20 protein-coding genes are annotated in these 23,566 nt (G+C 66.9%); 10 read left to right on the top strand and 10 right to left on the bottom strand.

Annotation, left to right across the window (positions count from 1 at the left end; all coding sequences use genetic code 11):
* Nucleotides 1-4: 4 nt before the first annotated feature.
* The 5 genes from MFF62_RS04555 (at nucleotide 5) to MFF62_RS04575 (ending at nucleotide 4,433) form a co-directional block, all read left to right on the top strand.
* Complete coding sequence (locus MFF62_RS04555) at nucleotides 5-958, top strand: type II secretion system F family protein (RefSeq protein ID WP_238260644.1); 954 nt, start codon at nucleotides 5-7, stop codon at nucleotides 956-958.
* Between the two features lie 2 nt (nucleotides 959-960).
* Nucleotides 961-1,443 carry a TadE/TadG family type IV pilus assembly protein gene (locus MFF62_RS04560; protein ID WP_238260646.1) on the top strand — a complete coding sequence of 161 codons (483 nt, stop codon included), beginning with the start codon at nucleotides 961-963 and terminating at the stop codon, nucleotides 1,441-1,443.
* Nucleotides 1,444-1,472: 29 nt separating this feature from the next.
* The gene (locus MFF62_RS04565) at nucleotides 1,473-2,141 is read left to right on the top strand and encodes a TadE family protein (RefSeq protein ID WP_238260648.1); all 669 of its coding nucleotides are present in this window, start codon (nucleotides 1,473-1,475) and stop codon (nucleotides 2,139-2,141) included.
* A 20-nt stretch (nucleotides 2,142-2,161) separates the two neighbouring features.
* Complete coding sequence (locus MFF62_RS04570; protein ID WP_238260650.1) at nucleotides 2,162-3,499, top strand: vWA domain-containing protein; 1,338 nt, start codon at nucleotides 2,162-2,164, stop codon at nucleotides 3,497-3,499.
* A 145-nt stretch (nucleotides 3,500-3,644) separates the two neighbouring features.
* Nucleotides 3,645-4,433 (top strand): metallophosphoesterase, encoded by a 789-nt coding sequence (locus tag MFF62_RS04575; protein ID WP_238260652.1) that lies wholly within the window; start codon nucleotides 3,645-3,647, stop codon nucleotides 4,431-4,433.
* Between the two features lie 264 nt (nucleotides 4,434-4,697).
* Here MFF62_RS04575 and groL read toward each other — a convergent pair whose 3' ends face one another.
* Nucleotides 4,698-6,341, bottom strand: a complete 1,644-nt coding sequence (groL, locus tag MFF62_RS04580; protein ID WP_238260654.1) for a chaperonin GroEL — start codon at nucleotides 6,339-6,341, stop codon at nucleotides 4,698-4,700.
* A gap of 93 nt (nucleotides 6,342-6,434) precedes the next feature.
* A complete protein-coding gene (gene groES, locus MFF62_RS04585; RefSeq protein ID WP_008644494.1) occupies nucleotides 6,435-6,725 on the bottom strand; it encodes a co-chaperone GroES in 291 nt (96 codons plus the stop codon).
* Between the two features lie 356 nt (nucleotides 6,726-7,081).
* On the opposite strand from groES, the gene MFF62_RS04590 reads away from it, so the two are divergent.
* Complete coding sequence (locus MFF62_RS04590) at nucleotides 7,082-9,397, top strand: patatin-like phospholipase family protein (RefSeq protein ID WP_238260655.1); 2,316 nt, start codon at nucleotides 7,082-7,084, stop codon at nucleotides 9,395-9,397.
* Here MFF62_RS04590 and MFF62_RS04595 read toward each other — a convergent pair.
* The 3 genes from MFF62_RS04595 to MFF62_RS04605 form a co-directional block, all read right to left on the bottom strand.
* Nucleotides 9,374-10,258 (bottom strand): alpha/beta hydrolase, encoded by an 885-nt coding sequence (locus MFF62_RS04595; protein WP_238260657.1) that lies wholly within the window; start codon nucleotides 10,256-10,258, stop codon nucleotides 9,374-9,376. The genes MFF62_RS04590 and MFF62_RS04595 overlap by 24 nt on opposite strands.
* Nucleotides 10,255-11,523 (bottom strand): MASE1 domain-containing protein, encoded by a 1,269-nt coding sequence (locus MFF62_RS04600; RefSeq protein ID WP_238261208.1) that lies wholly within the window; start codon nucleotides 11,521-11,523, stop codon nucleotides 10,255-10,257. Before MFF62_RS04600 ends, MFF62_RS04595 begins: the two co-directional genes overlap by 4 nt.
* Nucleotides 11,524-11,703: 180 nt before the next feature.
* Nucleotides 11,704-11,988 (bottom strand): helix-turn-helix domain-containing protein, encoded by a 285-nt coding sequence (locus tag MFF62_RS04605; RefSeq protein WP_238260659.1) that lies wholly within the window; start codon nucleotides 11,986-11,988, stop codon nucleotides 11,704-11,706.
* Nucleotides 11,989-12,132: 144 nt separating this feature from the next.
* Between MFF62_RS04605 and MFF62_RS04610 the strand changes: the two genes are divergently transcribed.
* Together MFF62_RS04610 and MFF62_RS04615 are read left to right on the top strand one after the other, a co-directional pair.
* On the top strand, nucleotides 12,133-13,326 hold the full coding sequence (locus MFF62_RS04610; RefSeq protein WP_238260661.1) for an efflux RND transporter periplasmic adaptor subunit: 1,194 nt from the start codon (nucleotides 12,133-12,135) through the stop codon (nucleotides 13,324-13,326).
* Complete coding sequence (locus MFF62_RS04615; protein ID WP_238260663.1) at nucleotides 13,323-16,514, top strand: efflux RND transporter permease subunit; 3,192 nt, start codon at nucleotides 13,323-13,325, stop codon at nucleotides 16,512-16,514. Before MFF62_RS04610 ends, MFF62_RS04615 begins: the two co-directional genes overlap by 4 nt.
* A 2-nt stretch (nucleotides 16,515-16,516) precedes the next feature.
* Here the strand turns inward: MFF62_RS04615 and MFF62_RS04620 are convergent, their stop codons facing one another.
* Together MFF62_RS04620 and MFF62_RS04625 are read right to left on the bottom strand one after the other, a co-directional pair.
* The gene (locus tag MFF62_RS04620; protein ID WP_238260665.1) at nucleotides 16,517-16,876 is read right to left on the bottom strand and encodes a cupredoxin domain-containing protein; all 360 of its coding nucleotides are present in this window, start codon (nucleotides 16,874-16,876) and stop codon (nucleotides 16,517-16,519) included.
* A 2-nt stretch (nucleotides 16,877-16,878) separates the two neighbouring features.
* Nucleotides 16,879-17,772, bottom strand: coding sequence for a metallophosphoesterase family protein (locus MFF62_RS04625; protein WP_238260667.1), 894 nt, complete (start codon nucleotides 17,770-17,772; stop codon nucleotides 16,879-16,881).
* 210 nt (nucleotides 17,773-17,982) lie between these two features.
* On the opposite strand from MFF62_RS04625, the gene MFF62_RS04630 reads away from it, so the two are divergent.
* Both MFF62_RS04630 and MFF62_RS04635 read left to right on the top strand, forming a co-directional pair.
* The gene (locus MFF62_RS04630; RefSeq protein WP_238260669.1) at nucleotides 17,983-18,597 is read left to right on the top strand and encodes an RNA polymerase sigma factor; all 615 of its coding nucleotides are present in this window, start codon (nucleotides 17,983-17,985) and stop codon (nucleotides 18,595-18,597) included.
* Nucleotides 18,584-19,390: an anti-sigma factor family protein gene (locus MFF62_RS04635; protein WP_238260671.1), complete on the top strand. Its 807-nt coding sequence runs from the start codon at nucleotides 18,584-18,586 to the stop codon at nucleotides 19,388-19,390. The genes MFF62_RS04630 and MFF62_RS04635 overlap by 14 nt, the downstream gene beginning before the upstream one ends.
* 184 nt (nucleotides 19,391-19,574) lie before the next feature.
* Here MFF62_RS04635 and MFF62_RS04640 read toward each other — a convergent pair whose 3' ends face one another.
* The 3 genes from MFF62_RS04640 to MFF62_RS04650 form a co-directional block, all read right to left on the bottom strand.
* Complete coding sequence (locus MFF62_RS04640; protein ID WP_238260673.1) at nucleotides 19,575-21,827, bottom strand: xanthine dehydrogenase family protein molybdopterin-binding subunit; 2,253 nt, start codon at nucleotides 21,825-21,827, stop codon at nucleotides 19,575-19,577.
* 11 nt (nucleotides 21,828-21,838) lie between these two features.
* Nucleotides 21,839-22,306, bottom strand: coding sequence for a (2Fe-2S)-binding protein (locus tag MFF62_RS04645; protein WP_238260675.1), 468 nt, complete (start codon nucleotides 22,304-22,306; stop codon nucleotides 21,839-21,841).
* Nucleotides 22,307-22,472: 166 nt separating this feature from the next.
* The gene (locus tag MFF62_RS04650; RefSeq protein ID WP_238260677.1) at nucleotides 22,473-23,351 is read right to left on the bottom strand and encodes a c-type cytochrome; all 879 of its coding nucleotides are present in this window, start codon (nucleotides 23,349-23,351) and stop codon (nucleotides 22,473-22,475) included.
* Nucleotides 23,352-23,566: the final 215 nt, after the last annotated feature.

A 23,566-nucleotide genomic window follows, 5' to 3' on the forward strand; every position in this document is an offset into this window, starting at 1 on the left:
GACCATGAAAGCCGGACAGATCCTGATACTCGTGCTGACCTTCGTGCTCACCTTCGGCGCGGTGCTGGTCGCCATGCTGCTGGCGCAGCCCAACACCATCCGCCGGCGCATCACGCAAGCCACCCAGGCGCCGGCCGAAGACGCCATCACCCCGGACCTGCAGGAAGAATGGCTGCAGCGCATGGTGCGCGTGTCGCGCCCGCTGGCCAAGCTGGCGGTGCCGAAGGAAGGCTGGGACAACTCCACGCTGCGCACCCGCTTCATGAACGCGGGGTGGCGCAATCCGTCGGCGATTCCGGTCTACTTCGCCGCCAAGACGCTGCTGGCCCTGGTGTTTCCGGCGGTGCTGTTCATCGCCACGGGCGGGGTGCTGGTCGAGGACAACCCGCGCATGCTGCCCACGGCCATGCTGGCGATAGCGATTGCCGGCTTCTACCTGCCCGACCTGGTCCTGCGCCGCCGCATCGCGCGCCGCCGCCAGGAGATCTTCGAATCGTTCCCCGATGTGCTGGACCTGATTACGGTGTGCGTGGAAGCGGGCCTGGCGCTGGACGCCGCACTGCTCAAGGTAGTGGAAGAACTGCGCAGCAGCGGCACGGCGCTGTGCGACGAGCTGGAGCTGCTGGTGCTGGAACTGCGCGCCGGGTTGTCGCGCGAGAAGGCGCTGCGCAACCTGGCGCTGCGCACGGCGGTGGAAGACGTCGACATGCTGGCCAGCATGCTGATCCAGGCCGACCGCTTCGGCACCAGCATCGGCGAGTCGCTGCGCGTGCAGGCCGACACGCTGCGCACGCGGCGCCGGCAGCGCGCCGAGGAGCGCGCGGCCAAGATCGCGGTCAAGCTGCTGTTCCCGCTGATCTTCTTCATCCTGCCGTCGCTGATGGTAGTGCTGCTTGGGCCGCCCGCGCTGCAGTTCTACCGCTCGCTGATGCCGTTCATGATGGGACAGGGAGACTGATCATGCCAGGACGCCTGAGGATCTTGCGCGGTGCCCGCAGCCAGCGCGGCGCCAGCGCGGTGGAGTTTGCGCTGGTGGCGCCAGTGTTCTTCCTGCTGCTGTTCTCGATCGTCGACTTCGGCGCGATGATGTGGGCCAACCTGACCATGCAGCACGCGGTGCGCGAAGGCGCCCGCTACGCGGTCACCGGACAGACGGGCCTCGATGCCAGCCAGAGTCCGGCGCGCTACCGCGCCGTGCTGGAGAAGATCCAGGACAGCTCGCTGGGCGTCTACGACATGTCGCAGGCCAAGGTCACCACCTGGGTCAACGGCTCGTCGACGCCGAACGGCGCGGGCATGTTCGGCAACGCTGGCGACATCATCGTGATCCAGGTGACATGCGACTGGCCGCTGATGACGCCGCTGGTGGCCGCCTACTTCAAGGCCAACGGCGGCAAGTATCACTTCAGCGTGGCCGCCACCATGCGCAACGAAGCGTTCTGACCGGACATCCGGCCTCAGGGAGTACCGCCATGACCACCAGGCTCCATCGTCAACCGCAGCAGCCACGCGCGCGCCGCCCGCTGCGCCAGACCCGGCGCGGGAAGATGCGCGGCATCGCGGCCATCGAGTTCGGCATCCTGCTGCCGATCTTCATCTTCCTGACGCTGCCCGTGATCGACTTCGCGCGCGCCATCCAGGCCAACCTGATCCTGACCAACCTGACACGCGAAGGCGCCAGCCTGGCGTCGCGCAGTTCGCAGTTGCCGCAGACCATCATGGATTCGCTGGCCCAGACCACGCCACCACTGAACATGGCGCAGCGCGGCACGATCTACATCACCAAGGTCATGGGCAATGCCGAGAACTGCAACAAGAGCGGCACCAACTGCACCGTGCGCAATATCGTGCTGGAACAATATCGCTGGACGGACGGCTGGGGCATCGGCGGCGGCGCGCCGGGCAGCAAGGTCTACGGCTGCGGCAGCTACAACAGCAGCGACGGCTCGTGCAAGAACCTGCCCTCGGCGGGCACCGGATCGCCCACGGCCAACGCCATGACCGGCAAGCTGACCGACGGACAAGTCATCTACGTAGTGGAAAGCTGGTACCGCTTCAACATGTTCTTCCAGGGCCTGACCATGGGCGTGCTGCAGATGCCGACGCTGGGCCCCAATCTCTATTCGTCCACCACGTTCTGAGCCGCGCGAAGGAGACCATCATGACAGCTCGACGCATTCCGGCACGGCCGCACGCACAGAAGCCACGGCAACGTGGCCAGATCACGCTGATCGCCGCCGTGCTGATGATTGGACTGGTGGGCGCGGCGGGCCTGGGCATCGACGGCGGCATGGCCTACATGACCAAGGCACGCCTGAACGCCGCCGTGGACTCTGCGGCCGTGGCCGCCGCGCGCGCCGTCACCAACGGCACCACGCAGTCCGAGCAGACCGCCGCCGCACGCCAGGCCGCCACCGACTTCTTCAACGCCAACTTCCCGGCCGGCTACCTGCGTGGCACGCCGAAGCTGAACACGCCCAGCGTCACGTTCGACCAGGGCAAGGTCACGATCGCGGTGTCCGCCACGGCCACCATGCCGCTGTCGCTGATGAAGGTGCTGGGCTTCCAGAACGTGGCGGTGGCGGCCACGTCCACGACCATCCGCAAGGACCTGGACATGGTCTTCGTGATCGATTCGTCAGGATCGATGAAAGACGTATGGAGCACCGTGCGCAGCAACGCCAACAGCTTCCTGAACCAGTTCAGTCCGTCGACGGACCGGGTCGGGCTGGTGCATTTCTCGTCGGGGGCTGTCTCCGACGTGGCCATCCGCACCACCACGCGCGGCTTTGACCGGCCCGCGATGCAGACAAAGATCACGAACCTGTCGAACGGCGGCTACACGAACTACGCCGAAGGCATGTGGCAGGCACGCAGCCAGCTCAACAGCATTACCAGCACCAACCGCTCCAGCCTGCGCGTGATTGTGTTTTTCTCCGACGGCAATCCGAACACGATTGCCGCGGCCTACAAGACAGTGGGGGGCACCAACTGCACGGGCGGCATCATGTCCGAAGGCATCAAGAACAACGATGACGTCAACGGCTACTTTGCCTTCGACAAGCAGGACTCGGAGGTCAACAGCAGTTGCGACGACGGCACGCTGACCAGCAACGAACTGCCCAAGCAGATTCCCCAGTACTACAACGCCCACGACCCGGCCGATACCGAATTCCTGATGGTAGGCAGCCAGCCCAAGACCGTGACGGCGGCGGCGGATAGCAAATCGATTGCACAGAACATCTTCAACGCGTCGTACAACGTGCCGCTGGCCATGGCGTCGTCGCTGCGCACGCAGGGGGTCTATATCTTCACGCTGGGGCTGGGCGGCAATGGCTCCCTCGATGCGGACCTGCTAAAGCGGATGGCCAACACGGCCGACGCCACCGGCTACAACAAGAACCAGCCGACCGGCATCTACTGCTACGCGGCCACCATCAACGACCTGCGGCCATGCTTCTCGAAGCTGGCCTCTGAGATCCTGCGCATCTCGCAATAGCCCAAGGGGCGCGAGCACGCAGGCAGCGATTGCCGACGGGGGACCGTGCGCCCTCTCCGGGTTGTTCCCGGGGAGGGGTCGCACGGGCGGCAATCATGGGACAATCGGCGCATCGCGGCCAGCGTTGCCGCCAGCGGGAGTCCCCATGAAACTACGCATCCTCAGCGACATCCACCTGGAACACAACACGCCGGACGCCATACCCGACTGCGCCGCCGACGTGGTCATCCTGGCCGGCGACATCGCCAACGGCCGCGACGGCATCGACTGGGCCGCCCGCACCTTCCGCCAGCGCGTGCTCTACGTGCCGGGCAACCACGAGTACTACGAGAGCGCCTTCGATCCGGTGGACCGCCTGATGGCCGACGGCGCAGCCGACACCGCCAACGTGACGCTGCTGAACGGATCGGTCGCGGAGTTTCCGGACGCCGACGGCGGCCCGGTGCGTGTGATCGGCGCCACGTGGTGGACCGACTACGCGCTCTATGGCGAGAACCGCATCGACGAGGCCATGGCCGCCTGCGCCAAGGTGGTGGTGGACCATCGGCTGATCGCTACGGCCGGCGACGACGGCCAGCCGCGCCCGTTCACCCCCGCCGACGCGCTGGCGCGCCACCGTGCCGCCACGGCGTGGCTGACCGATACGCTCGCCCAGCCCTTCGACGGCAAGACCGTGGTGGTCACCCACCACGGCCCCGACCTGGGCAGCCTCGACGCCCGCTACGCACACGACATCGTGTCCGCCGGCTTCATCTCGCGCCGCCCCGACCTCGTGGCCCAGGCCGACCTGTGGATTCACGGCCATACCCACACGAGCTTCGACTACTGGATCGACGACACGCGCGTGGTCTGCAACCCGCGCGGCTATATCTCAAGGCGCCATGGCACGCCAGAGAACCCGGTGTTCGATTGGGGGAAGGTGGTGGAGGTTTAGCTTGACCCGCCGCCGCGTCCGGTTTGCTCCCCTCTCCCGCAAGGCGGGAGAGGGGTTGGGGGTGAGGGCAAAGCGGTTCTGCTTGCCAATCACGTCAGCAATTGACCCGCTGGCCCTCTCCCCCGCCCCTCTCCCGGAGGGAGAGGGGAGAAAACACCAGGTGATTTCTGCCAAGCCACCACCCCAAAAAACAAAAACCCCCAAGGGCTTTCACCCTTGGGGGTTTTTTCAGACAGGCTCGATGGCCCGGCTGTCAGGCGTGATTTACATCATGCCGTCCATGCCGCCCATGCCACCCATGCCGCCCGGCATTGCCGGAGCCGATTCTTCCTTCGGCGTTTCGGCAACGGCGCAGTCGGTCGTCAGCATCAGCGAAGCCACCGAAGCGGCGTTCTGCAGCGCGGTGCGGGTCACCTTGGTCGGATCCAGCACGCCCATTTCCACCAGGTCGCCGTACTCGCCCGAAGCCGCGTTGTAACCGTAGTTACCCTTGCCTTCGATGACCTTGGCCACCACGACCGAAGCCTCTTCACCGGCGTTCAGCACGATCTGGCGCAGCGGCTCTTCCATGGCGCGCAGCACGATCTTGATGCCGGCGTTCTGGTCGGGGTTCTCGCCGGTCAGGGCCGAGATGGCAGCGCGGGCGCGCAGCAGGGCCACACCACCGCCGGGGACGATGCCTTCTTCAACGGCAGCGCGGGTAGCGTGCAGTGCATCTTCCACGCGGGCCTTCTTTTCCTTCATTTCGACTTCGGTGGCAGCGCCAACCTTGATCACGGCAACACCGCCGGCCAGCTTGGCCACGCGCTCTTGCAGCTTTTCACGGTCGTAGTCCGAGGTGGCTTCTTCGATCTGGGCGCGGATTTGCTTCACGCGGCCTTCGATCGCCGATGCGTCACCAGCGCCGTCGATGATGATGGTGTTTTCCTTGCCGATTTCGATGCGCTTGGCTTGGCCCAGGTCCTGCAGCGTGGCCTTTTCCAGCGTCAGACCGATTTCCTCGGCGATCACCGTGCCGCCCGTCAGGATGGCGATGTCTTCCAGCATGGCCTTGCGGCGGTCGCCGAAGCCCGGAGCCTTGACGGCGGCGGTCTTCAGGATGCCACGGATGTTGTTCACCACCAGCGTGGCCAGGGCTTCGCCTTCCACGTCTTCAGCGATGATCAGCAGCGGGCGGCCAGCCTTGGCCACTTGCTCCAGCACCGGCAGCAGGTCACGAATGTTCGAAACCTTCTTGTCGAACAGCAGAACGAACGGGCTGTCCAGTTGAACAACCTGCTTTTCCGGGTTGTTGATGAAGTACGGCGACAGGTAGCCGCGGTCGAACTGCATGCCTTCCACGACTTCCAGCTCGTCGGCCAGCGACTTGCCGTCTTCCACGGTGATCACGCCTTCCTTGCCAACCTTGTCCATGGCTTCGGCAATGCGCTCGCCGATCGAGGCGTCGCTGTTGGCCGAGATCGCGCCAACCTGGGCGATTTCCTTGCTGGTGGTGGTCGGCTTGCTCAGCTTCTTCAGCTCTTCCACGGCCGAGGCCACGGCCTTGTCGATGCCGCGCTTCAGGTCCATCGGGTTCATGCCGGCGGCCACGAACTTCATGCCTTCGCGAACGATCGACTGGGCCAGCACGGTTGCGGTGGTGGTACCGTCACCGGCGTTGTCGCTGGTCTTGGAAGCCACTTCCTTGACCATCTGCGCGCCCATGTTCTGCAGCTTGTCCTTCAGTTCGATTTCCTTGGCCACGGACACGCCGTCCTTGGTCACGGTCGGGCCGCCGAAGCTGCGCTCCAGCACAACGTTGCGACCCTTCGGGCCCAGCGTCACCTTCACTGCGTTGGCGAGAATGTTCACGCCTTCAACCATCTTGGCACGTGCGGCGTCGCCGAACACTACGTCTTTTGCTGCCATGTTCTGAATCTCCGAATCTGGAATGACCGTTCCAGGCTAAAAAAGCGGAACGGTCGGAATCTGGTGTATGTCTGGTGAGAGACGGGTGTCGTCTTACTTGTTGACGACAGCCATGATGTCTTCTTCGCGCATGACCAGCAGTTCCTGGCCATCCACCTTCACGCCCTGGCCGGCATACTTGCCGAACAGCACGCGGTCACCCACCTTCACGTCGAGGGCGATGTTGTTGCCCTTGTCATCCTTCTTGCCCGGGCCAATGGCGAGCACTTCGCCTTGATCCGGCTTCTCGGCTGCATTGTCGGGAATCACGATGCCGGACGCGGTCTTGGTTTCGTTGTCCAGACGCTTCACGATCACACGGTCGTGCAGAGGACGCAGGTTCATACGGACTCCTAAATACAAAAAAGTGAGTTTCAGTTCACAAGATGGCCGGCTTCCGAATCGTTTCGGCGCGGCCATCTGGTTTTCGGGATACCGCAGGGAAGTGGCCAACTGGCTGTTAGCACTCTCCCCCAGCGAGTGCTAATTATAGGGACGGGGTATTTCGTTTTCAAGACGAGACCTGAATGGGTGTTTACCCGTACACATGGCAGGATCCTCCCGGAAACCCCTGGCGCCGCGTCAACATGTGCCCGGAAAGGCCCGGAAAGCCGCTGCCCGCCGCCCGGTCGTGTCCCCGAAAAGCCGCGCTGCCGCGTTGCCTGATGCAACCCCTGTATTCCGCCTTGCCCAGACCAGCCATGTCTCGCCAACCCCTTGCTACCGCCCTGCCGGGCTGGATCGTCCTGATCGGACTGTTCCTGACCGGCCTGCTGTCATGCCAGGCCGCCCTGGCGCAATGCCAGCCCCGCCAGCCGGCCGCCGGCCCCGGTGACAGCGCCGGCGCCCGCCCCCGCATCGGCCTGGTGCTGTCCGGCGGTGGCGCGCGCGGCTATGCCCACATTGGCGTGCTCAAGGCGTTGGAGCGGATGCGGGTGCCGGTGGACTGCATTGCGGCCACCAGCATGGGCGCGGTGGTGGGTGGCCTGTACGCCAGCGGCCTGGGGGCTGACGAGCTGGACGCCCGGCTGGCCAAGGTCAACCTGGCCGACATCGTGTTCGACCGCAATGAACGCGCGCAACTGCCGCAGACGCTACGCGAGGACGATTTCCGGTATCCGATCGGCATTTCCGCCGGACTGGGCAAGGACGGCGTCAAGCTGCCGGTCGGGCTGGTGCAGGGCAACCGGCTGCTGTCGCTGCTGCAGGACTGGACGGCCGCCTGGCCTGGCGATGTGGATTTCAACAGCCTGCCGGTGCCCTTCCGCACCATCGCCACCGACCTGGGCACCGGCGCGCCCGTGGTGCTCGACCACGGGTCGCTGCCGCGCGCGATCCGCGCCAGCGCCGCCGTGCCGGGGCTGTTCGCGCCGTTTCCGGTGGATGGCCGCACGCTGGTCGACGGCGGGCTGGTCAGCAACCTGCCGGTACAGATGGCGCGCGACATGGGCGCCGATATCGTGATCGCGGTCAACGTGGCCACGCCGCTCGACGATCCCTCGAACCTCGATTCCCCGGCGGCCGTCACGCAGCAGATGGTGACCATCCTCACCAACCAGAACGTGGTGGCGCAGAAAGCGCTGCTCGGCCCGCGCGACGTGCTGCTGGAGCCCGACCTGGGCACGCTGACATTCTCGGACTTCTCGCACGCGCACGACGGCGTGCAGCGCGGCGAAGCCGCCGCCCAGGCCAGCGCGCCCCGGCTGGCCGCGCTGGCCCTGCCCCGTGATGCATGGGACGACTACGTGGCCGCCCGTGCCGCGCGCGTGGCCACCGTGGCGACGCGCCGGGTCGATGCGATCGAGGTGCATACCTCGGGCCGCATCCCGCCTTCGTATGTGCGCCAGTACCTGCGCACGCGCGAAGGCGAGCGCTATGACGCCGCCGCCATCAACCACGACCTGAACCAGCTGTCGACCACCGGCGATTTCGAGACCGTCACGCAGGAGCTGGTCACCGAGAATGGCCGTTCGGTGCTCAAGGTCGATGCGCAGGAAAAATCGTGGGGTCCGCAGTTCCTGCTGTTTGGCTTTGGCCTGTCCACCACCTTCGACGGCAAGGGCGCGTTCAACCTGCAGCTCGGCCACCGCTATCCGTGGCTCACCCAAGGCGGGCTCGAATGGCGCAACGACGTGGTGCTGGGCAGCAGCCAGGCCAAATGGCATACCGAGCTGCGGCAGCCCGTGTTCGACCGCCTGGGCTTCTATATCGCGCCGTACCTGGAGTACGGGCGCAAGCACGTGGATATCTATCCCGACAACGGGCCCAGCCGCAACGCCACGCCGCTGACCGCCGTGCGCGTCGATACGGCCATCGCGGGGCTGGACTTCGGCCTGCCGATCGGCCGTCTGGGCGAGTTCCGGCTTGGCGCCAACTACCAGCAGGTGCGCTACTACTCCGACTATCTGGTGGGCGGCCCGCTGGTTGGCCGCTTCAGCGCGTCGGTGCGGCAACCCGTGGTGCGCGCCGAGCTGACCATCGACCAACTCGACGATCCGCTGTATCCGCGCAAGGGCTACTACTTCAATGCGGTGAACCAGCTTTCGTTCGGCGGCGTCGACAACAGTTTCGACGACGTGCACGCCAAGGCCCTGTGGGCGGTCAGCCATGGCCGCCATACGCTGAACCTGGCAGCCGAGGGCGCCATGACCTACAACGACCACCGCTCCGACAACAGCGTCAGCGGCGGGCTGGGCTTCACGCTGGGCGGATTCCAGCGGCTGTCCGCCTATGCGCCGGACCAGTTCTCGGGCAACTACCTGCTATACGGCCGGCTCACCTACCTGAACGAATTGCGCGAATTCACGCTGCCGGGCCTGCGCACGACGGTGTTCGGCAGCAGTCTGGAAGTGGGCGATGTCTGGCTCAGGCGGCGCAACTTCGGCAGCGGCCCGTACAAGTCCAGCGCCAGCGTGTTCATCGGGGGCAACAGCGTGATCGGGCCGCTCTACTTCGGCTTTGCAGCCGCGCCGGCCGGCGTGTGGAACATCTACCTACAGCTGGGGCGCGTGTTCTGACGGGCTGTCCGGGCTGGTGGGAATGACCGGGGTGCCAGGCAGCGCCGGCGCGTCCACGGCCCGGCGCGCGCGCAGCCGCCCGGCGCTGGCTTCGAGCCCCAGGAACTCGACCACGCTGGCCATGACCTGTTCGCGGTCGTTGTCCACGCAGATCATGTGGTAGCTGTTCTCGACCACCACGCCGCGCGACTTCGGCACGTTCGCCAGCAGGAAGTCCGCCGAGCGCACCGACGTCAGCTCGTCCTCGCGCGCATGCACCACCAGCGTCTCGCATGGCACGCGCCGCGCGCCGTCCAGCACCCAGCGCCGCAGGCGGTCCACCTGGCGCACGCAGGTCAGCGGCACCCAGCGATAGTGGAAGTTGTCGCCACGTTCGAACTTGGCCTTGACGATGGCGCGCACCAGGTCGTTCTTGATGCCGAACGGTTCGTTTTCTTCCACCTTGATCCGCGCGGGCAGCACGGGCAGCCGGTAGACGACATGGCGCAGCCACCGGTAGGGCGGCGTCGACCAGCCATCGATGAAGACCGGCGCCGACAGCACCACGAGGCGGCCCTTGCGATGCTGGCGTCGCTCGCACAGCACGGTGGTCAGCAGCGCGCCCATGCACATGCCGATCACGTGGAAGGTTTCGTACTGGTCCACCAGCGCGTCGTACGCCTCGGTCACCGCGTCGATCCATTGCTCGGCGCGTACAGACAGCAGGTCCTCGGGCGTGCCGCCGTGGCCCGGCAGCGTAACGGCGTGCGTTTCCACGCCGCCGCGCCGCAGCACCTTGTGCATCGGCCCGAGGTCGTACTGGGTACCGCCCAGGCCGTGGATCAGCAAGGCGCCAGTGCGTGGCGCCTGTTCCGTCGTCATGCCGCGCGCCGTCCCTCGGTGTCGTGCCGCGCCACGATGCGCCAGGCGCCGGCCACCAGTGCCACGGAGTCGTCGCCGTCCATTAGCGGGCCACTCATGTCGACCACGGTCGTGCTGCTGCCAGCCGGCAGCAGCACCCGGAAGGTCAAATCGCCACCCACCTCACCCGCGCTTTCGCGCAGCCAGCGACGGCGCACGGCGGCCCGATCGTCGGGATGCACGCTGGCCAGCACGTCGTCCAGCGTGGCGAATGCCGCCTCGGACAAGCCGAACACCTGTTCGACACTGCCGCTCCAGCGCAGCCGGCCGCTATGCGGGTCGAGGTTGTAGACCAGTTGCCCGCTGGCAGCCAGCGCCAGGTCCACGTCGTTCTGGCGGCGTGCGGCGGCCTCGTGCAATTGCTCGCGCGCGGTGCGCAGCGTGCTGATCAGCAGCGTCAGCAGGGCCGCCACCGCCAGGTAGAGCTGCGCCACCAGCAGCGAATAGCCGTGGTGCACGGCGGTATCGGCAAACGGGCCATCGCCCTGCGCGGTGTTCAGCAGCACCAGCGCCGACAGCGCGGCCACCGCCACCGAGCCGCCCCGCCCGCCCAGCAACAGCGCCACGATGGCCACGAAGAACAGCGGGATATAGGTCAGCGCATACGCCACGCCCAGCGACAGTTGCACGAGCCGCGTGCCGTCGAACACGACCGCCGAGGTCACCAGCACGGCCAGCAGCGCGGCCAGGCCGGCCAGGAATTCAATGCGGCGCCGCCCGCCGGACCGCGCCGCGCTGAAGCGGCCCCATCCGGCCAGCACCGGCGTGACAATCAGCACGCCCACGAAATCGGCCGTCGCCCACACCTTGGCCGTGGCCCAGAACGGCACGTCAAGGAACAGCCAGAACCAGCCGGCGCCAAGCACCGCGCCGCCGACGCTGCTGACCACTGCAGCCAGCAGCACGCCGCGCAGGAACGCCAGCCCTTCGAGCGAAAAACGCCGCATCTGCACCAGCGCCACGGCCAGCGCCGCAAAGCCGATCTCGTCGACCGAGAACAGCAGCATGCGAAACGCGTCGCGCCCTTCCACCTCGCCCAGCAGCATCTGCGCGGCCACGAACGCCAGCGCCAGCCCCGCCCAGCGGCGGGCCGGGGCCAGCATGAACGCGGCCACGGTCACGCCGGCAGGCAGCCAGATATAGCCGGTGGCGGCAAACGGCCCGTTGATCTTGTGCGAGGCGTAGCCGCAGATGAAGTACAGGATCGCCCATAGCGGCAGGGCCATGATCCGGTTCGAGAGTTTCACAGTGGATTCCTGATGCGAGGCGGCGTATGCGTTTCGCAGGGCCGCCCCGGATGAACGAATGACCGCGCCGGCCAGTTGACGGGATGCGTCAACTGGCGCGTTCAGACGGGCGTCTTAAACGCCACAAATACAGAGGGTGACGAAAAACCGCCAGCGCGTCTAGTTCAGGCCGCTGCTGTCCACGTACCCGAGTGCCTCGCGCACGGCACGGCGCGCCTTGAGCAGGTAGCAGACCTGGTGATCGCGGATCACCAGTGCCAGCACGTCCGCCTGGACCATTTCCTGGAAATGGTGGGCCGCGCGGCGCAGCGTCACGCCAGCCACCTGGGCCAGCGCGATGGCCGGCAGGCCATCCTCGCCCGCCTCCAGCAGCGCGCGGCAGATGGCCGCGCGGGCCGGCTCCGTCAGCAATGCAAGGGTCAGGGTGCTTTCCTGGGTTTCCATGGTGGTCCGCCTGATGAAGAGTTGGCCGCAAGCCCGATGATGCCCCGACTGCAAGCGCATCGTAATAGACAGTAATACTCCTGTCGTATCGCGGCTACGGTGCGCGTCCTATCCTTGTCGAGTCAAGCGATGGATGTCGAAGCCATGTCCGCTACTTTACTGTCTCGCCGGCGGCCATTGGCCATTGCGCTGATTGTTGCCGTTGCCGTGCTGCTGGCCGCATGGGCGGCGTACCGGCTGCTACGCCCGCATGCCGGCCCCGCCCCGGTGCCGCCGGTCATGGTCAGTACCGCCACGGCACGCGCCGAGGACGTCGACATCGGCCTGACCGGCGTGGGAACCGTGCAGGCCATGGCCACCGTGACGGTCAAGGCACGTATTGACGGGCAGCTCGAAAGCGTAGGCTTTGTCGAGGGCCAGGACGTCAAGGCGGGCCAGGTGCTGGCGCGGATCGACCCGCGCACGTTCCAGGCCGCGCTACAGCAGGCCCAGGCCACCAAGGCGCGCGACGAGGCGCAACTGGTCAACGCCCGGCTGGACCTGCAGCGTTTCGAGGACCTGATCCGGTCCGATTCCACCACACGGCAGACGGTCGACACGCAGCGCGCCCTGGTGAACCAGCTCGCGGCAACGGTTCGCAACGACGAGGCGCAGATCGCGCTGGCCCAGGTGCAGCTCGACTTCACGACCATTACCGCGCCGTTGTCGGGGCGCGTCGGCGCGCGGCTGATCGATCCCGGCAATATCGTCCACGCCACCGACACCACGGGACTGGTGGTGATCCGGCAGATCGACCCCATCGACGTGGTCTTCACGCTGCCCGACGACGCCTTTGGCAACATCCACCGCGCCATGGACGCCAGCGCCACGCCGCTGGCCGTGTTTGCCAACGAGCGCGGCTCGGACATCGCGCTGGGCCAGGGCAAGCTGATCCTGCTGAACAACACGATCGACACGACCAGCGGCACCATCCAGCTCAAGGCCCGCTTTGCGAATCCGCGCCACACGCTGTGGCCCGGCCAGTACGTCAACGCCCGGCTGGTGCTGGGCCGGCGCGACCACGCCGTGGTGGTACCGGCGTCGGCCATCCAGCGCAACGACGCGGGCACCTATGTCTATGTGGTGCAGGCGGACCAGACCGTCAGGATGCAACCGGTGCAGGTGGCCGAACTCCAGGGCGCGCGTGCCGTGATGGCGGGCGGCGTGGCGGCGGGTGACCGCGTGGTGGCCGATGGCCAGTACAAGCTCAAGCCCGGCGTGCGGATAGCCGAGACACCGGCCAGCGCCCCCGCCGTGGCGACTGCCGGGGCTGCCAGGTCTTCCGGCGCGCACCCATGAGCGTTTCCGCCAACTTCATCAAGCGGCCCATCGGTACGTCGCTGCTGGCCCTGGCGCTGTTCCTGGTCGGGCTGGCCGCCTGGCCGCTGCTGCCGATCGCACCGCTGCCGCAAGTCGATTTCCCGACCATCCAGGTCACGGTGAACCTGCCCGGCGCCAATCCGGAGACCATGGCGTCGAACGTGGCGCAGCCGCTGGAGCGGCAGTTCTCGCTGATTGCCGGCCTGACGCAGATGACGTCGACCAGCGCGCAGGGGTCCACGCAGATCACGCTGCAGTTCGACCTGAACCGCAGCATCGACGCCGCTGCCGTGGACGTGCAGGCTGCCATCAACGCCGCCGGCGGCCAGTTGCCGACCAACCTGCCCAGCCCGCCGTCGTTCCGCAAGATCAATCCGGCCGACGCGCCGATCCTGGTACTGGCGGTGCAGTCCGACGCGCTGCCGCTGACCGCCGTGAACGACTTTGCCGACAACATCCTGGCCCAGCAGATCTCGCAGATCGAGGGCGTGGGGCTCGTCAACATCGGCGGCCAGCAGAAGCCGGCCGTGCGCATCCAGGTAGACCCCGGCAAGCTGGCCGCGATGGGCATGAGCCTGGAAGACATCCGGGGCGTGATCGCGTCGACCACGGTCAACCAGCCCACCGGCGCCACCGACGGCGCCAACAAGGCGTTCAACGTCTACACCAACGACCAGATCACCAAGGCCAGCGCCTGGAACGACATCGTGCTGGCCTACCGCAACGGGGCGCCGGTGCGCGTGCGCGACGTGGGCCAGGCCGTGGACGGCCCCGAGAACGCCAAGCTGGCCGGCTGGGCTTACGGGGGCGCCGCGGCGCCGGCGGGCAGCACCTTCCACAACGGCCGCGGGATCATCCTGGCCGTGACCAAGCAGCCCGGCGCCAACGTGATTGCCACGGTGGACCGCATCAAGGCCGCCCTGCCCCGCCTGCAACTGTCGATTCCGGCGTCGGTCAGCGTCAACGTGCTGGCCGACCGCACGCAGAACATCCGCGCGTCCGAGGCCGACGTGGAATTCACGCTGGTGCTGACTATCGTGCTCGTGGTGGGCATCATCTTCGTGTTCCTGCGCAACGTACCGGCCACGCTGATCCCGAGCGTGACCGTGCCGCTTGCGCTGCTGGGCACGGCCGGCGGCATGTACCTGCTGGGCTACAGCCGCGACAACCTGTCGCTGATGGCGCTGACCATCGCGGTGGGCTTCGTGGTGGACGACGCCATCGTGATGTTGGAGAACATCTATCGTCATGTGGAAGCCGGCATGACGCCAATGGAGGCCGCGCTGAAGGGCGCGGGCGAGATCGCGTTCACCATCGTGTCGATCTCGGTGTCGCTGGTGGCCGTGTTCATCCCGCTGCTGCTGATGGGCGGCATCGTGGGCCGGCTGTTCCGCGAGTTCGCGGTGACCGTCACGCTGACCATCGCCGTATCGGTCATGGTGTCGCTGACGCTCACGCCGATGCTGTGTTCGCGTTTCCTGAAGCCGCACGATCCAGCCCACGGCGAGCAACATGGCCGGCTCTACCAGTTGTTCGAACGCGGCTTCGACGCGATGCTGGGCGCGTACCGGCGCGGACTCGACCACGTGCTGGACCACCAGTTCCTGACGCTGTGCGTGTTCCTGCTGACGGTAGCCACCACCGTGGCGCTGTTCGTGATCATCCCCAAGGGCTTCTTTCCGCAGCAGGACACAGGCTTCCTGTTTGGCACCGCCGAGTCGGCGCAGGACGCGTCGTTCAAATCGATGAACGCGCGCATGGTGGCGCTGGCCGATGTGGTGCGCCACGACCCCGACGTGGCCGCAGTGGGCATGACGGGTGGCCAGAACACGGTCAACACCGGCAACTTCTTTATCAGCCTGCGTCCGAAGGAGGATGGACGCACTGCATCGGCTGACCAGGTCATCGCACGGCTGCGCCCGAAGCTGCAGCAGGTGCAGGGCGCCAACCTGTTCCTGCAGGCCGGGCAGGACATCAACGTGGGCGGCCGCCTGTCGCGCACGCAATACCAGTTCACGCTGACCGATGCCAACCTGGACGAGCTGAACCGCTGGGCGCCGCGCATCGTGGAGCGGTTCCGGCAACTGCCGCAACTGGCCGACGTGGCATCGGACCAGCAGAACGCGGCGGCGGCCGCGGTGCTGACCATCGACCGGGCGCGCGCGTCGAGCTTCGGCATCACGCCCTCGCAAATCGACGCCACGCTCTACGATGCCGTGGGCCAGCGTCAGGTGGCGCAGTACTTCACGCAGATCAACAGCTATCACGTGATCCTGGAAGTCACGCCCGCCATGCAGCAGGACCCGAGGCTGTTCGACAAGCTGTACCTTACATCGCCCATCACCGGGCAGCAGGTGCCGCTGTCGTCGTTCGTCAGCATCGACACCAGCCGCACCGCGTATCTGTCGATTGGCCACCAGGGGCAGTTTCCGGCCGTCACGATCTCGTTCAACCTGGCCCAGAATGCGTCGCTGGGCGAAGCCGTGAACGCCATCGACCGCGCGCTGGCCGAGATGGGCAAGCCACGCACGTTGACCGGCGCATTCCAGGGCACGGCACAGGCGTTTGGCGCATCGCTGGCGTCGCAGCCGTACCTGATCGCGGCCGCGCTGATTGCCGTGTACATCGTGCTGGGGCTGCTCTACGAGAGCTACGTGCACCCGCTGACGATCCTGTCGACGCTGCCGTCGGCCGGCGTGGGCGCGCTGGCGGTGCTGATGCTGGGCGGCTACGACTTCACGGTGATCGCGCTGATCGGCATCATCCTGCTGATCGGCATCGTCAAGAAGAACGGCATCATGATGGTGGACTTTGCGCTGGTGGCCGAACGCGAACGCGGCATGGCGCCGCGCGACGCCATCTACGAGGCGTGCCTGCTGCGCTTTCGTCCGATCATGATGACCACGATGTGCGCGCTGCTGGCCGGCCTGCCGCTGATGCTTGGACACGGCGCCGGTTCGGAGCTGCGCCGGCCGCTGGGCTGGGCGATGGTCGGCGGCCTGGTGGTGTCGCAGATGCTCACGCTGTTCAGCACGCCCGTGGTCTATCTCTACCTGGACCGGGCGCACCATTGGTATGTGCGGCGCAAGGCGGCGCGCGCCGGGAACGCGGGCGACGCGCGCGCGCATTCGGAGACGCGGCCGCCCGAGTATGCCGACGATGCGTGAGCCTACGCCACGTCGATGGTGCCCCCCATGCTCTCGTGCCCCGAGCCGCAGAAGATATCGCACAGAAAGCCGTAGCTGCCCTGCCGCTTCGGGGCCGTCAGCCGCACCTCCACCGCCTTGCCGGGCGGCAGGTCAGCGCGCACGGCGAAGTCCGGAGCCGAGAAGCCCATGATCACGTCCTCCGCCGTGATCGCCAGCACAACCGTTTCGCCGGGCTTGAGCGCGATGCGGTCCGGTATGAACACAAAGCGCCTCGCGCGCATCGATATGACACGCGGGGTGGCGGCATCGCCGATCACCGGCCCCAGCGCGGCGGCCATCAGCATCCCCAGCATCGTGCGCCGGTTCATGATGCGCGCCATGGTCAGGCCCTCCCTATGACCGGCTGCTCGGCCAGATCGAAGGCATCCTTGCCTGGCTGCGCGGTGGCCTTCACCTCGCGCCAACCCAGTCCCTGGTAAGGGTGCGCGGCGTCCCACGGCACCGGCAGGCGGCGCGGCTGGGACCCCGCCGCCGGCAGCGGAAACATCAGCGAACGCGCCGCGTGGTGGGCGATGTGGCCGGTCATGCGGTGATGCTCCTGGTGGATATGCCCGTAGAACACCGTGACATTCCGATAGGGCATCAGTTGGTCGATTACCTTGGCGCCGTCGCGCGTGGCCCAGTCCCACTGTGGATAGAGATCGAACAACGGCCGGTGCGTGAACACGACGATGCGGGCGTCACGCGGTTGTTTTGCCAGGTCGGCGGCCAGCCACGCGAGCTGGGCCTCGCCTACCTGCCCGGCGGGGTCCGACACGTTGTCGATCACGATCGCATGCAGGCCCTTGTGATCGAACGTGTAGTGCGTCGGCCCGAACAGCTCCTGGAAGGCCGCGCCATTGTCCAGGCTGGCGTCGTGCTCGCCCGGCATCAGGTGCACGGCGCCCGCGCGCAGCGGAGCGATGATGTCGCGGAATTCGCGCATGCGGCGGCGGCGCTCTTCCGCATCGTCGGTGGTGTGGGTGAGGTCGCCCGTGAACATCACGAAGTCGGGCGGCTTGGGCAAGGCATTGACGGCCGCCACGGCCTTGGGCAAGGTGCCGCGCGCATCGGGATTGGGCGGGCCTTCGAACCCCCAATGCGCGTCGGACAACTGCACAAAGACAAAATCCTCGTCGCGCCCGGCTGCCCAGCCAGGCAATGCCGACGCAAACACGGCGCCGCCCGCGGCGCCCGCCAGGCGCAGGATGTCGCGCCGGTTCCAGTTTCGATGCATGACCGTCTCCAGGGTTGGGGGTGCCTGTCATACCGGCGCGGCATCGTGTTTATTCCCGCCGGATGGATACCCCGAAGCGCGTGGCCGTGCGCCCGGGATAACACCATTGGATTTCGTCCGATGCCGGGAATAGAATCGGCGCAGCACCGGTAATACAAGGAAGACGCCCCATGCCGCAGTGCCCTGCCGATCCGACTCCGAAGGACTGACTTGGACGCCGCCAATCCGCGCCGCCGATTCGAAGCCCTGGTGCTGCCGCACCTGGATGCCGCCTACAACCTTGCCCGCTGGCTATGCGGCAATCCCGGCGACGCCGACGACGTGGTGCAGGAGGCCTTTCTGCGCGCATTCCGGCTCTTCGGCAGTTTTCGGGGCGACCAGCCGCGCCCCTGGCTGCTGGCCATCGTGCGCAATACATGGTTCACCACGTGGCAGAAGCGCAAGGCGGCGGCGGAAACCGGCTATGACGAATCCCTGCTCGATGCCGACCTGCCGGACTGGCACGGCGCACCGGGCGACCCCGAGCAATGGCTGCTGCGCGAGGAAGACATCCGGCTGGTGCATGCCGCGCTGGAGCGGCTGCCGGTGGCATTTCGGGAGGTATTGGTGCTGCGTGAACTCGAAGAGCTGCACTATCGCGACATTGCGCGGATTGCCGACATTCCGGTCGGCACGGTGATGTCGCGGCTGGCGCGTGGGCGCCGCATGCTGGCCGCCGCCGTGGTGGCGCTGCGTGCCGGCGCGCAGCAAGCGGCCGCCGGCAGCGTGCCGGCATCGAGCGATCCCATCCCACCAGCAGGAGACCCGCGCCATGGATTGCAATGAAGCTCGCCACCTGCTGCAGGCTACCGCCGACGGCGAAGTCGGCGCGGCCGACAGCGTCCGGCTGGAGCGGCATCTGGAAGACTGCGACGGGTGCGTGGACGCGCTGAACAACCTGCAGGCATTGCGCCGCGCCACGCGGCAAGGCGCCGCCTACCAGCGCGCGCCGGCCGCGTTGCGCGCCCGTATTCTCGACGCGCTGCCCGGCGCCGCGACGGATGAGCCAGACGTTGCGGAGGCGCCCGTGCCAGACACCCAGTCAGGCTGGCGCCGCTGGTTCGCGTGGTCGCCGCCGGTCAATGCCGCGCTGGCCGCCGTCACGGTGGCGGCCGTGGGGCTGGGGATGTTCCAGTACAGCGTCCGGCCCGCGCCCGCCGACGTACTGGCCGGCGCCATCGTGGCCAGCCACGTGCGCGGGCTGATCTCGAACCATGCCGCCGATGTGGCGTCCACCGACCAGCACACGGTGAAGCCATGGTTCAACGGCCGCATCGACTACGCACCCGACGTGCGCGACCTGGCATCGGCGGGCTTTCCATTGATCGGTGGCCGTGTCGACTATGTCGATGGCCGGCGCGTGGCGGTGCTCGTATATCGCCGCAACCAGCACCCGATCGATGTATTCGTGATGCCCGGCGAAGGGCCCGGGACGGGCGAGCGGATCCGGCAGGGATATCAGCTGGAAAGCTGGACGGCCGGCAGCATGCGCTACTACGCCATCACCGACGCGTCAGCCGGCGACCTGCGCAAGTTCGTGCAGGCGTGGAGGAATGCGGAGGATGGGGGACAGCGGTAGAAACTTGCCCGCCAAAACTTGCCACGATTTCGCTCCCCTCTCCCGCCGTGCCGGAGAGGGGTTGGGGGTGAGGGTCTGCGGTCGCGTACTAAACGAGCATCTCGTAGTCGAACCGCTTGCCCTCACCCCCAGCCCCTCTCCCCCAGAGGGAGAGGGGAGCCAGAACAGAGCGTAGCTTCGAGCCTTACGCCACCACGAACGGCAACTGCCTTTGACGCTTGCCGGTCAGGCGGAACAGCGCATTGGCCACGGCCGGTGCAATACCCGGCGTGCCCGGCTCGCCGAGCCCGGTCGGGTTGTCGTTCGACGGCACGAAGAACACGTCCACTACCGGTGCATCGGGCATGCGCGGCGGCGGATAGTCGGGGAAGTTGCTGTTCTTGACCATGCCGTTTTCCATCTCGATGGCAAAGCCCGGCTTGATCATCGCCAGCCCAAACACGCAGCCGCCCTGGATCTGCGCCTCGGCGGTCAGCGGATTGACCACGCGGTTCGCATGCACGCCAGCCGTCACGCGATGCACGCGCGGCTCGCCCTTTTCCACCGATACGTCCACCACGTAGGCCACCACCGAGCCAAACGACTCGTGCACGGCCACGCCCCAGGCATGCCCCTTCGGCAGCTTCTTCTTGCCGTAGCCTGATTTGTCCACGGCCAGTTGCAGCGCGGCGCGGTGCCGTGCGTGCTTCTTCTCGTCCAGACGAGACAGGCGCCAGGCCACCGGGTCCTGCTTGGCGACCGTGGCCATTTCGTCAGCCAGCGTTTCCTTGACGAACGCGGTGTGCGTGTTGCCCACCGAACGCCACCACAGCACGGGCACGTCCACCTTGGGGTGGTGTACCTGCACCTGCAGCGGCAGGTCGTAGTCGTTCTCGACGATGCCTTCGGTCATCGTGGCGTCGACGCCGTTCTTGACCATCATCGGTTCGAACGGCGTGCCGGTGATGATCGACTGGCCGACGATGGTGTGCTGCCAGCCCACCACCTTGCCCTGGGCGTCCACGCCGATGCGCGCGCGATGCACGTGCAGCGGACGGTAGTAGCCGCCCTTGATGTCGTCCTCGCGGCTCCACATGATCTTCAGCGGTGCCGTGTGGCCGCTGGCCACCCAGGCGTTCAGCACGCTGGCCGCTTCCACCAGGTAGTCCGACGTGGGCACCGCGCGGCGGCCAAAGCCGCCACCGGCCATCATCGTGTTCAGCGTGACCTTCTCGGGCGTCAGTTGCAGCGTGCGCGCGATGGCGGCCTGGTCGATGGTCTGGAACTGCGAACCGACCCACACCTTCACCGACGTCACCTTCTTGCCGGCCACTTCGGGCTGCAGCGTGCAGTTGAGCGGCTCCATCGGCGCGTGCGCCAGGTACGGCACCCGGTATTCGGCGTCGATCACCTTGGCCGCACCGGAGAGCGCGGCGTCGATGCTGGCGCCTTCAAGCGGGCGGGCCATGATGCCGGGCTGCGTGGCCAGCTTGCTGAACTGGTCGAACAGCGCGGCGGTGCTGACCGTCGAGCCCGCGTCTTCCCAGACGATCTCCAGCGCCTCGCGCGCGGTCTTGGCTGGCCAGTAGCCATCGGCCACCACCGCCACGCCCGTGCCCCCACGATCCACGTTGACGATCATCACGTCGGCCACGCCCTTGATCTTGCGCGCGCGGTCGGCGTTGAAGGTCTTGACCTTGCCGCCAAAGCGCGGCGGGTGGGCCACCACGGCCACCATCATGTCCTTGAGCCGGACGTCCATGCCGAACACGGCATCGCCGTGCAGCTTCGACGCGGAGTCCAGACGCGGCGTGGGCTTGCCGACGATACGGAACTGGGCCGGGTCCTTGAGCTTGACCTGCGCCGGCACCGGCAGGCGCATGGCCGCCTCGGCCAGCTCACCGTAGGTGGCGCGGTTGTTGCCCGACGTCACCACACCCATCGATGCCGTGCAGGCTGCCGCATTGACTTCCCACTTGCGTGCAGCCGCCTCTACCAGCATGGCGCGCGCACGTGCCCCGAGTTCGCGGTACTGCTCGAACGAGTGGTTCAGCGCGGTGGAGCCGCCGGTCATCTGGATGCCGAACATCGGGTCCTTGTACGCGTCGCCAGCCGGTGCCAGCACGGCGCGCACGTTCTTCCAGTCGACGTCCAGTTCCTCGGCCAGCGCCATCGGCAATGCCGTATGCACGCCCTGGCCAAATTCCAGCCGGTTCACGGCGATGGTCACGGTGTTGTCCGGCGCGATCATCAGGAACGCCTGCGGCGGCGTGGCCGGCTTGGCCGCGCCCTGCTGCGCCTGTGCGGCCTCCATGCCGACGATGCCCAGCGCAAACCCGCCGCCCGCCAGACCCGACAACTTCAGGAAACCACGCCGCGTCAGCGCGGCCGGTGTGTCCTGCCCGGCCACGGGCGCGCCGCTGCCGCCCGCCAGGGCTTCAATGCCTCGAATACGCATGTGTGGCTCCCTCAGGCCTTGACGGCGATGGCGCGCGCAGCGTCCTTGATTGCCGCGCGAATCCGTTGATAGGTGCCACAGCGGCAGACGTTGCCGGCCATGGCCTGGTCGATGTCGGCGTCGGTGGGACGCGGCTTGCTGCGCAGCAGGCCCACGGCGCTCATGACCTGGCCGTTCTGGCAGTAGCCGCACTGCGCCACGTCGTGCTTGAGCCAGGCTGCGAGCACAGCCTTGCCGACCTTGTCGTCGGGCATGCTTTCGATGGTGTTGATCTTGCTGCCGGCCGTGGCCGAGATCGGCATCACGCAGCTACGCGTGGCCTGGCCGTTGATATGGACCGTGCACGCGCCGCATGCGGCCATGCCGCAGCCGAACTTGGTACCGGTCATGCCGAGGTTGTCGCGCAAGGCCCACAGCAGTGGCGTGGACGGATCGGCGTCCACCTCCACGGTCTTGCCGTTGAGGGTGAGGGTCGTCATTTTGGGGGGACTCCTTGGGTGCTTGGCCCAGTCGGTTTATTCGCATGTCCGCCGGGCGATTGGCGCCAAAAGTCCCTGCCCACCCGGCGAACCCGGGGAGCATAGTGCAAATACGAAATTCATGCGCGGCACTGCGCAAACGCTGCCGCACGCACTCCGATGGGGATTATTCCGAAGTCAGGAACAGATAGAGCGCGTTGAGGTCGGTGTCGTCCATTTTGGCGAAGGCGCCGAATGGCATCACGCGGCTGACGTCGGTGCCGTTGGGCCGTTTGCCGGTGCGCATCATGTCCACGAACTGGCTGGCGCCGGCATAGGTCTTCATGACGCCGCCGGGCCGCAGGTTGGCGGCTGGCGGCCAGTCGGGCGGCGCGCCCGGGATATGGCCGCCGCGCAGGTCGCCGCCATGGCAGCCCTTGCAGGAATTGGCCACGTAGGCGCCGTACTGCACGTTCACCGCTGCCGCAATGGCCGGCTGCGGCGGCAGGCTGTGGTCGATCTTCTCGGCCGCATCCTTGATCACGCCCGCGCCATACATGCCCTGCAGGAACCACGGGAAATGAATTTCGCCCTGCCGGCCCTCGCCGGGCGGCAGGCTTTGTATATAGGCGACCAGCGCGCCGAAGTCTTCGTTGGAAAGCCGGTTGTAGTCCTCGCTGGGCATCACCAGCAGCGGCCGGCCAGTGGGCCCCACGCCGTGGCGGATGGCGCGGTCCCAGTCCTGGGACTGGTATTTGGCGATTTCGGGATTGGCGCGCGTCAGGTCCGGCGCGAACACGCGAAAGCCGTTGGCTTCGTCGAACACCTGCCGGCCCGTGCCCTTGCCGCCATGGCAGTCGGCACAGCCGCGCGAATCGAACAGGTACTTGCCATGGGCGATGGCCGTGGTGTCGGTGGGTATCGCCACCGGCTGCACCGCCACGTCGATCTTGCGCGCGAGCTTGCGCCCGCCCCACCAGTACGTACTGCCCACGGCCAGCACCACGAAGATGACAAAGGCCACCAGCGCGGAGCTGGCAATGCGGAAGAATCGCTTGACGTCCATGGGTGTCCCCCTGATGAGCCGCCGGCCGATTGCAGCGTCTGGCGGGCCAGGCTTCCGTTCGGAAAGGTACAGACCCCGGAAGTTTCGGCGAACTACGACGAAACTTCCAACAACTTCAATAAATGGCCATTCAGCAAACCACCGGACTGCATCAGACTGCAATGCATCGTCATCTGACTGCGAGCCGCAACTCGCGTCCATGCCGACTGGAGCCC

The sequence above is a fragment of the Cupriavidus pauculus genome (assembly GCF_022179805.1).
GTDB lineage: Bacteria > Pseudomonadota > Gammaproteobacteria > Burkholderiales > Burkholderiaceae > Cupriavidus > Cupriavidus pauculus_E.

Coding starts and splice junctions, on each gene's coding strand:
- MFF62_RS04555 (WP_238260644.1), top strand. CDS start 5: ATGAAAGCCGGACAGATCCTGATACTCGTGCTGACCTTCGTGCTCACC.
- MFF62_RS04560 (WP_238260646.1), top strand. CDS start 961: ATGCCAGGACGCCTGAGGATCTTGCGCGGTGCCCGCAGCCAGCGCGGC.
- MFF62_RS04565 (WP_238260648.1), top strand. CDS start 1,473: ATGACCACCAGGCTCCATCGTCAACCGCAGCAGCCACGCGCGCGCCGC.
- MFF62_RS04570 (WP_238260650.1), top strand. CDS start 2,162: ATGACAGCTCGACGCATTCCGGCACGGCCGCACGCACAGAAGCCACGG.
- MFF62_RS04575 (WP_238260652.1), top strand. CDS start 3,645: ATGAAACTACGCATCCTCAGCGACATCCACCTGGAACACAACACGCCG.
- groL (WP_238260654.1), bottom strand. CDS start 6,341: ATGGCAGCAAAAGACGTAGTGTTCGGCGACGCCGCACGTGCCAAGATG.
- groES (WP_008644494.1), bottom strand. CDS start 6,725: ATGAACCTGCGTCCTCTGCACGACCGTGTGATCGTGAAGCGTCTGGAC.
- MFF62_RS04590 (WP_238260655.1), top strand. CDS start 7,082: ATGTCTCGCCAACCCCTTGCTACCGCCCTGCCGGGCTGGATCGTCCTG.
- MFF62_RS04595 (WP_238260657.1), bottom strand. CDS start 10,258: ATGACGACGGAACAGGCGCCACGCACTGGCGCCTTGCTGATCCACGGC.
- MFF62_RS04600 (WP_238261208.1), bottom strand. CDS start 11,523: ATGGCCCTGCCGCTATGGGCGATCCTGTACTTCATCTGCGGCTACGCC.
- MFF62_RS04605 (WP_238260659.1), bottom strand. CDS start 11,988: ATGGAAACCCAGGAAAGCACCCTGACCCTTGCATTGCTGACGGAGCCG.
- MFF62_RS04610 (WP_238260661.1), top strand. CDS start 12,133: ATGTCCGCTACTTTACTGTCTCGCCGGCGGCCATTGGCCATTGCGCTG.
- MFF62_RS04615 (WP_238260663.1), top strand. CDS start 13,323: ATGAGCGTTTCCGCCAACTTCATCAAGCGGCCCATCGGTACGTCGCTG.
- MFF62_RS04620 (WP_238260665.1), bottom strand. CDS start 16,876: ATGGCGCGCATCATGAACCGGCGCACGATGCTGGGGATGCTGATGGCC.
- MFF62_RS04625 (WP_238260667.1), bottom strand. CDS start 17,772: ATGCATCGAAACTGGAACCGGCGCGACATCCTGCGCCTGGCGGGCGCC.
- MFF62_RS04635 (WP_238260671.1), top strand. CDS start 18,584: ATGGATTGCAATGAAGCTCGCCACCTGCTGCAGGCTACCGCCGACGGC.
- MFF62_RS04640 (WP_238260673.1), bottom strand. CDS start 21,827: ATGCGTATTCGAGGCATTGAAGCCCTGGCGGGCGGCAGCGGCGCGCCC.
- MFF62_RS04645 (WP_238260675.1), bottom strand. CDS start 22,306: ATGACGACCCTCACCCTCAACGGCAAGACCGTGGAGGTGGACGCCGAT.
- MFF62_RS04650 (WP_238260677.1), bottom strand. CDS start 23,351: ATGGACGTCAAGCGATTCTTCCGCATTGCCAGCTCCGCGCTGGTGGCC.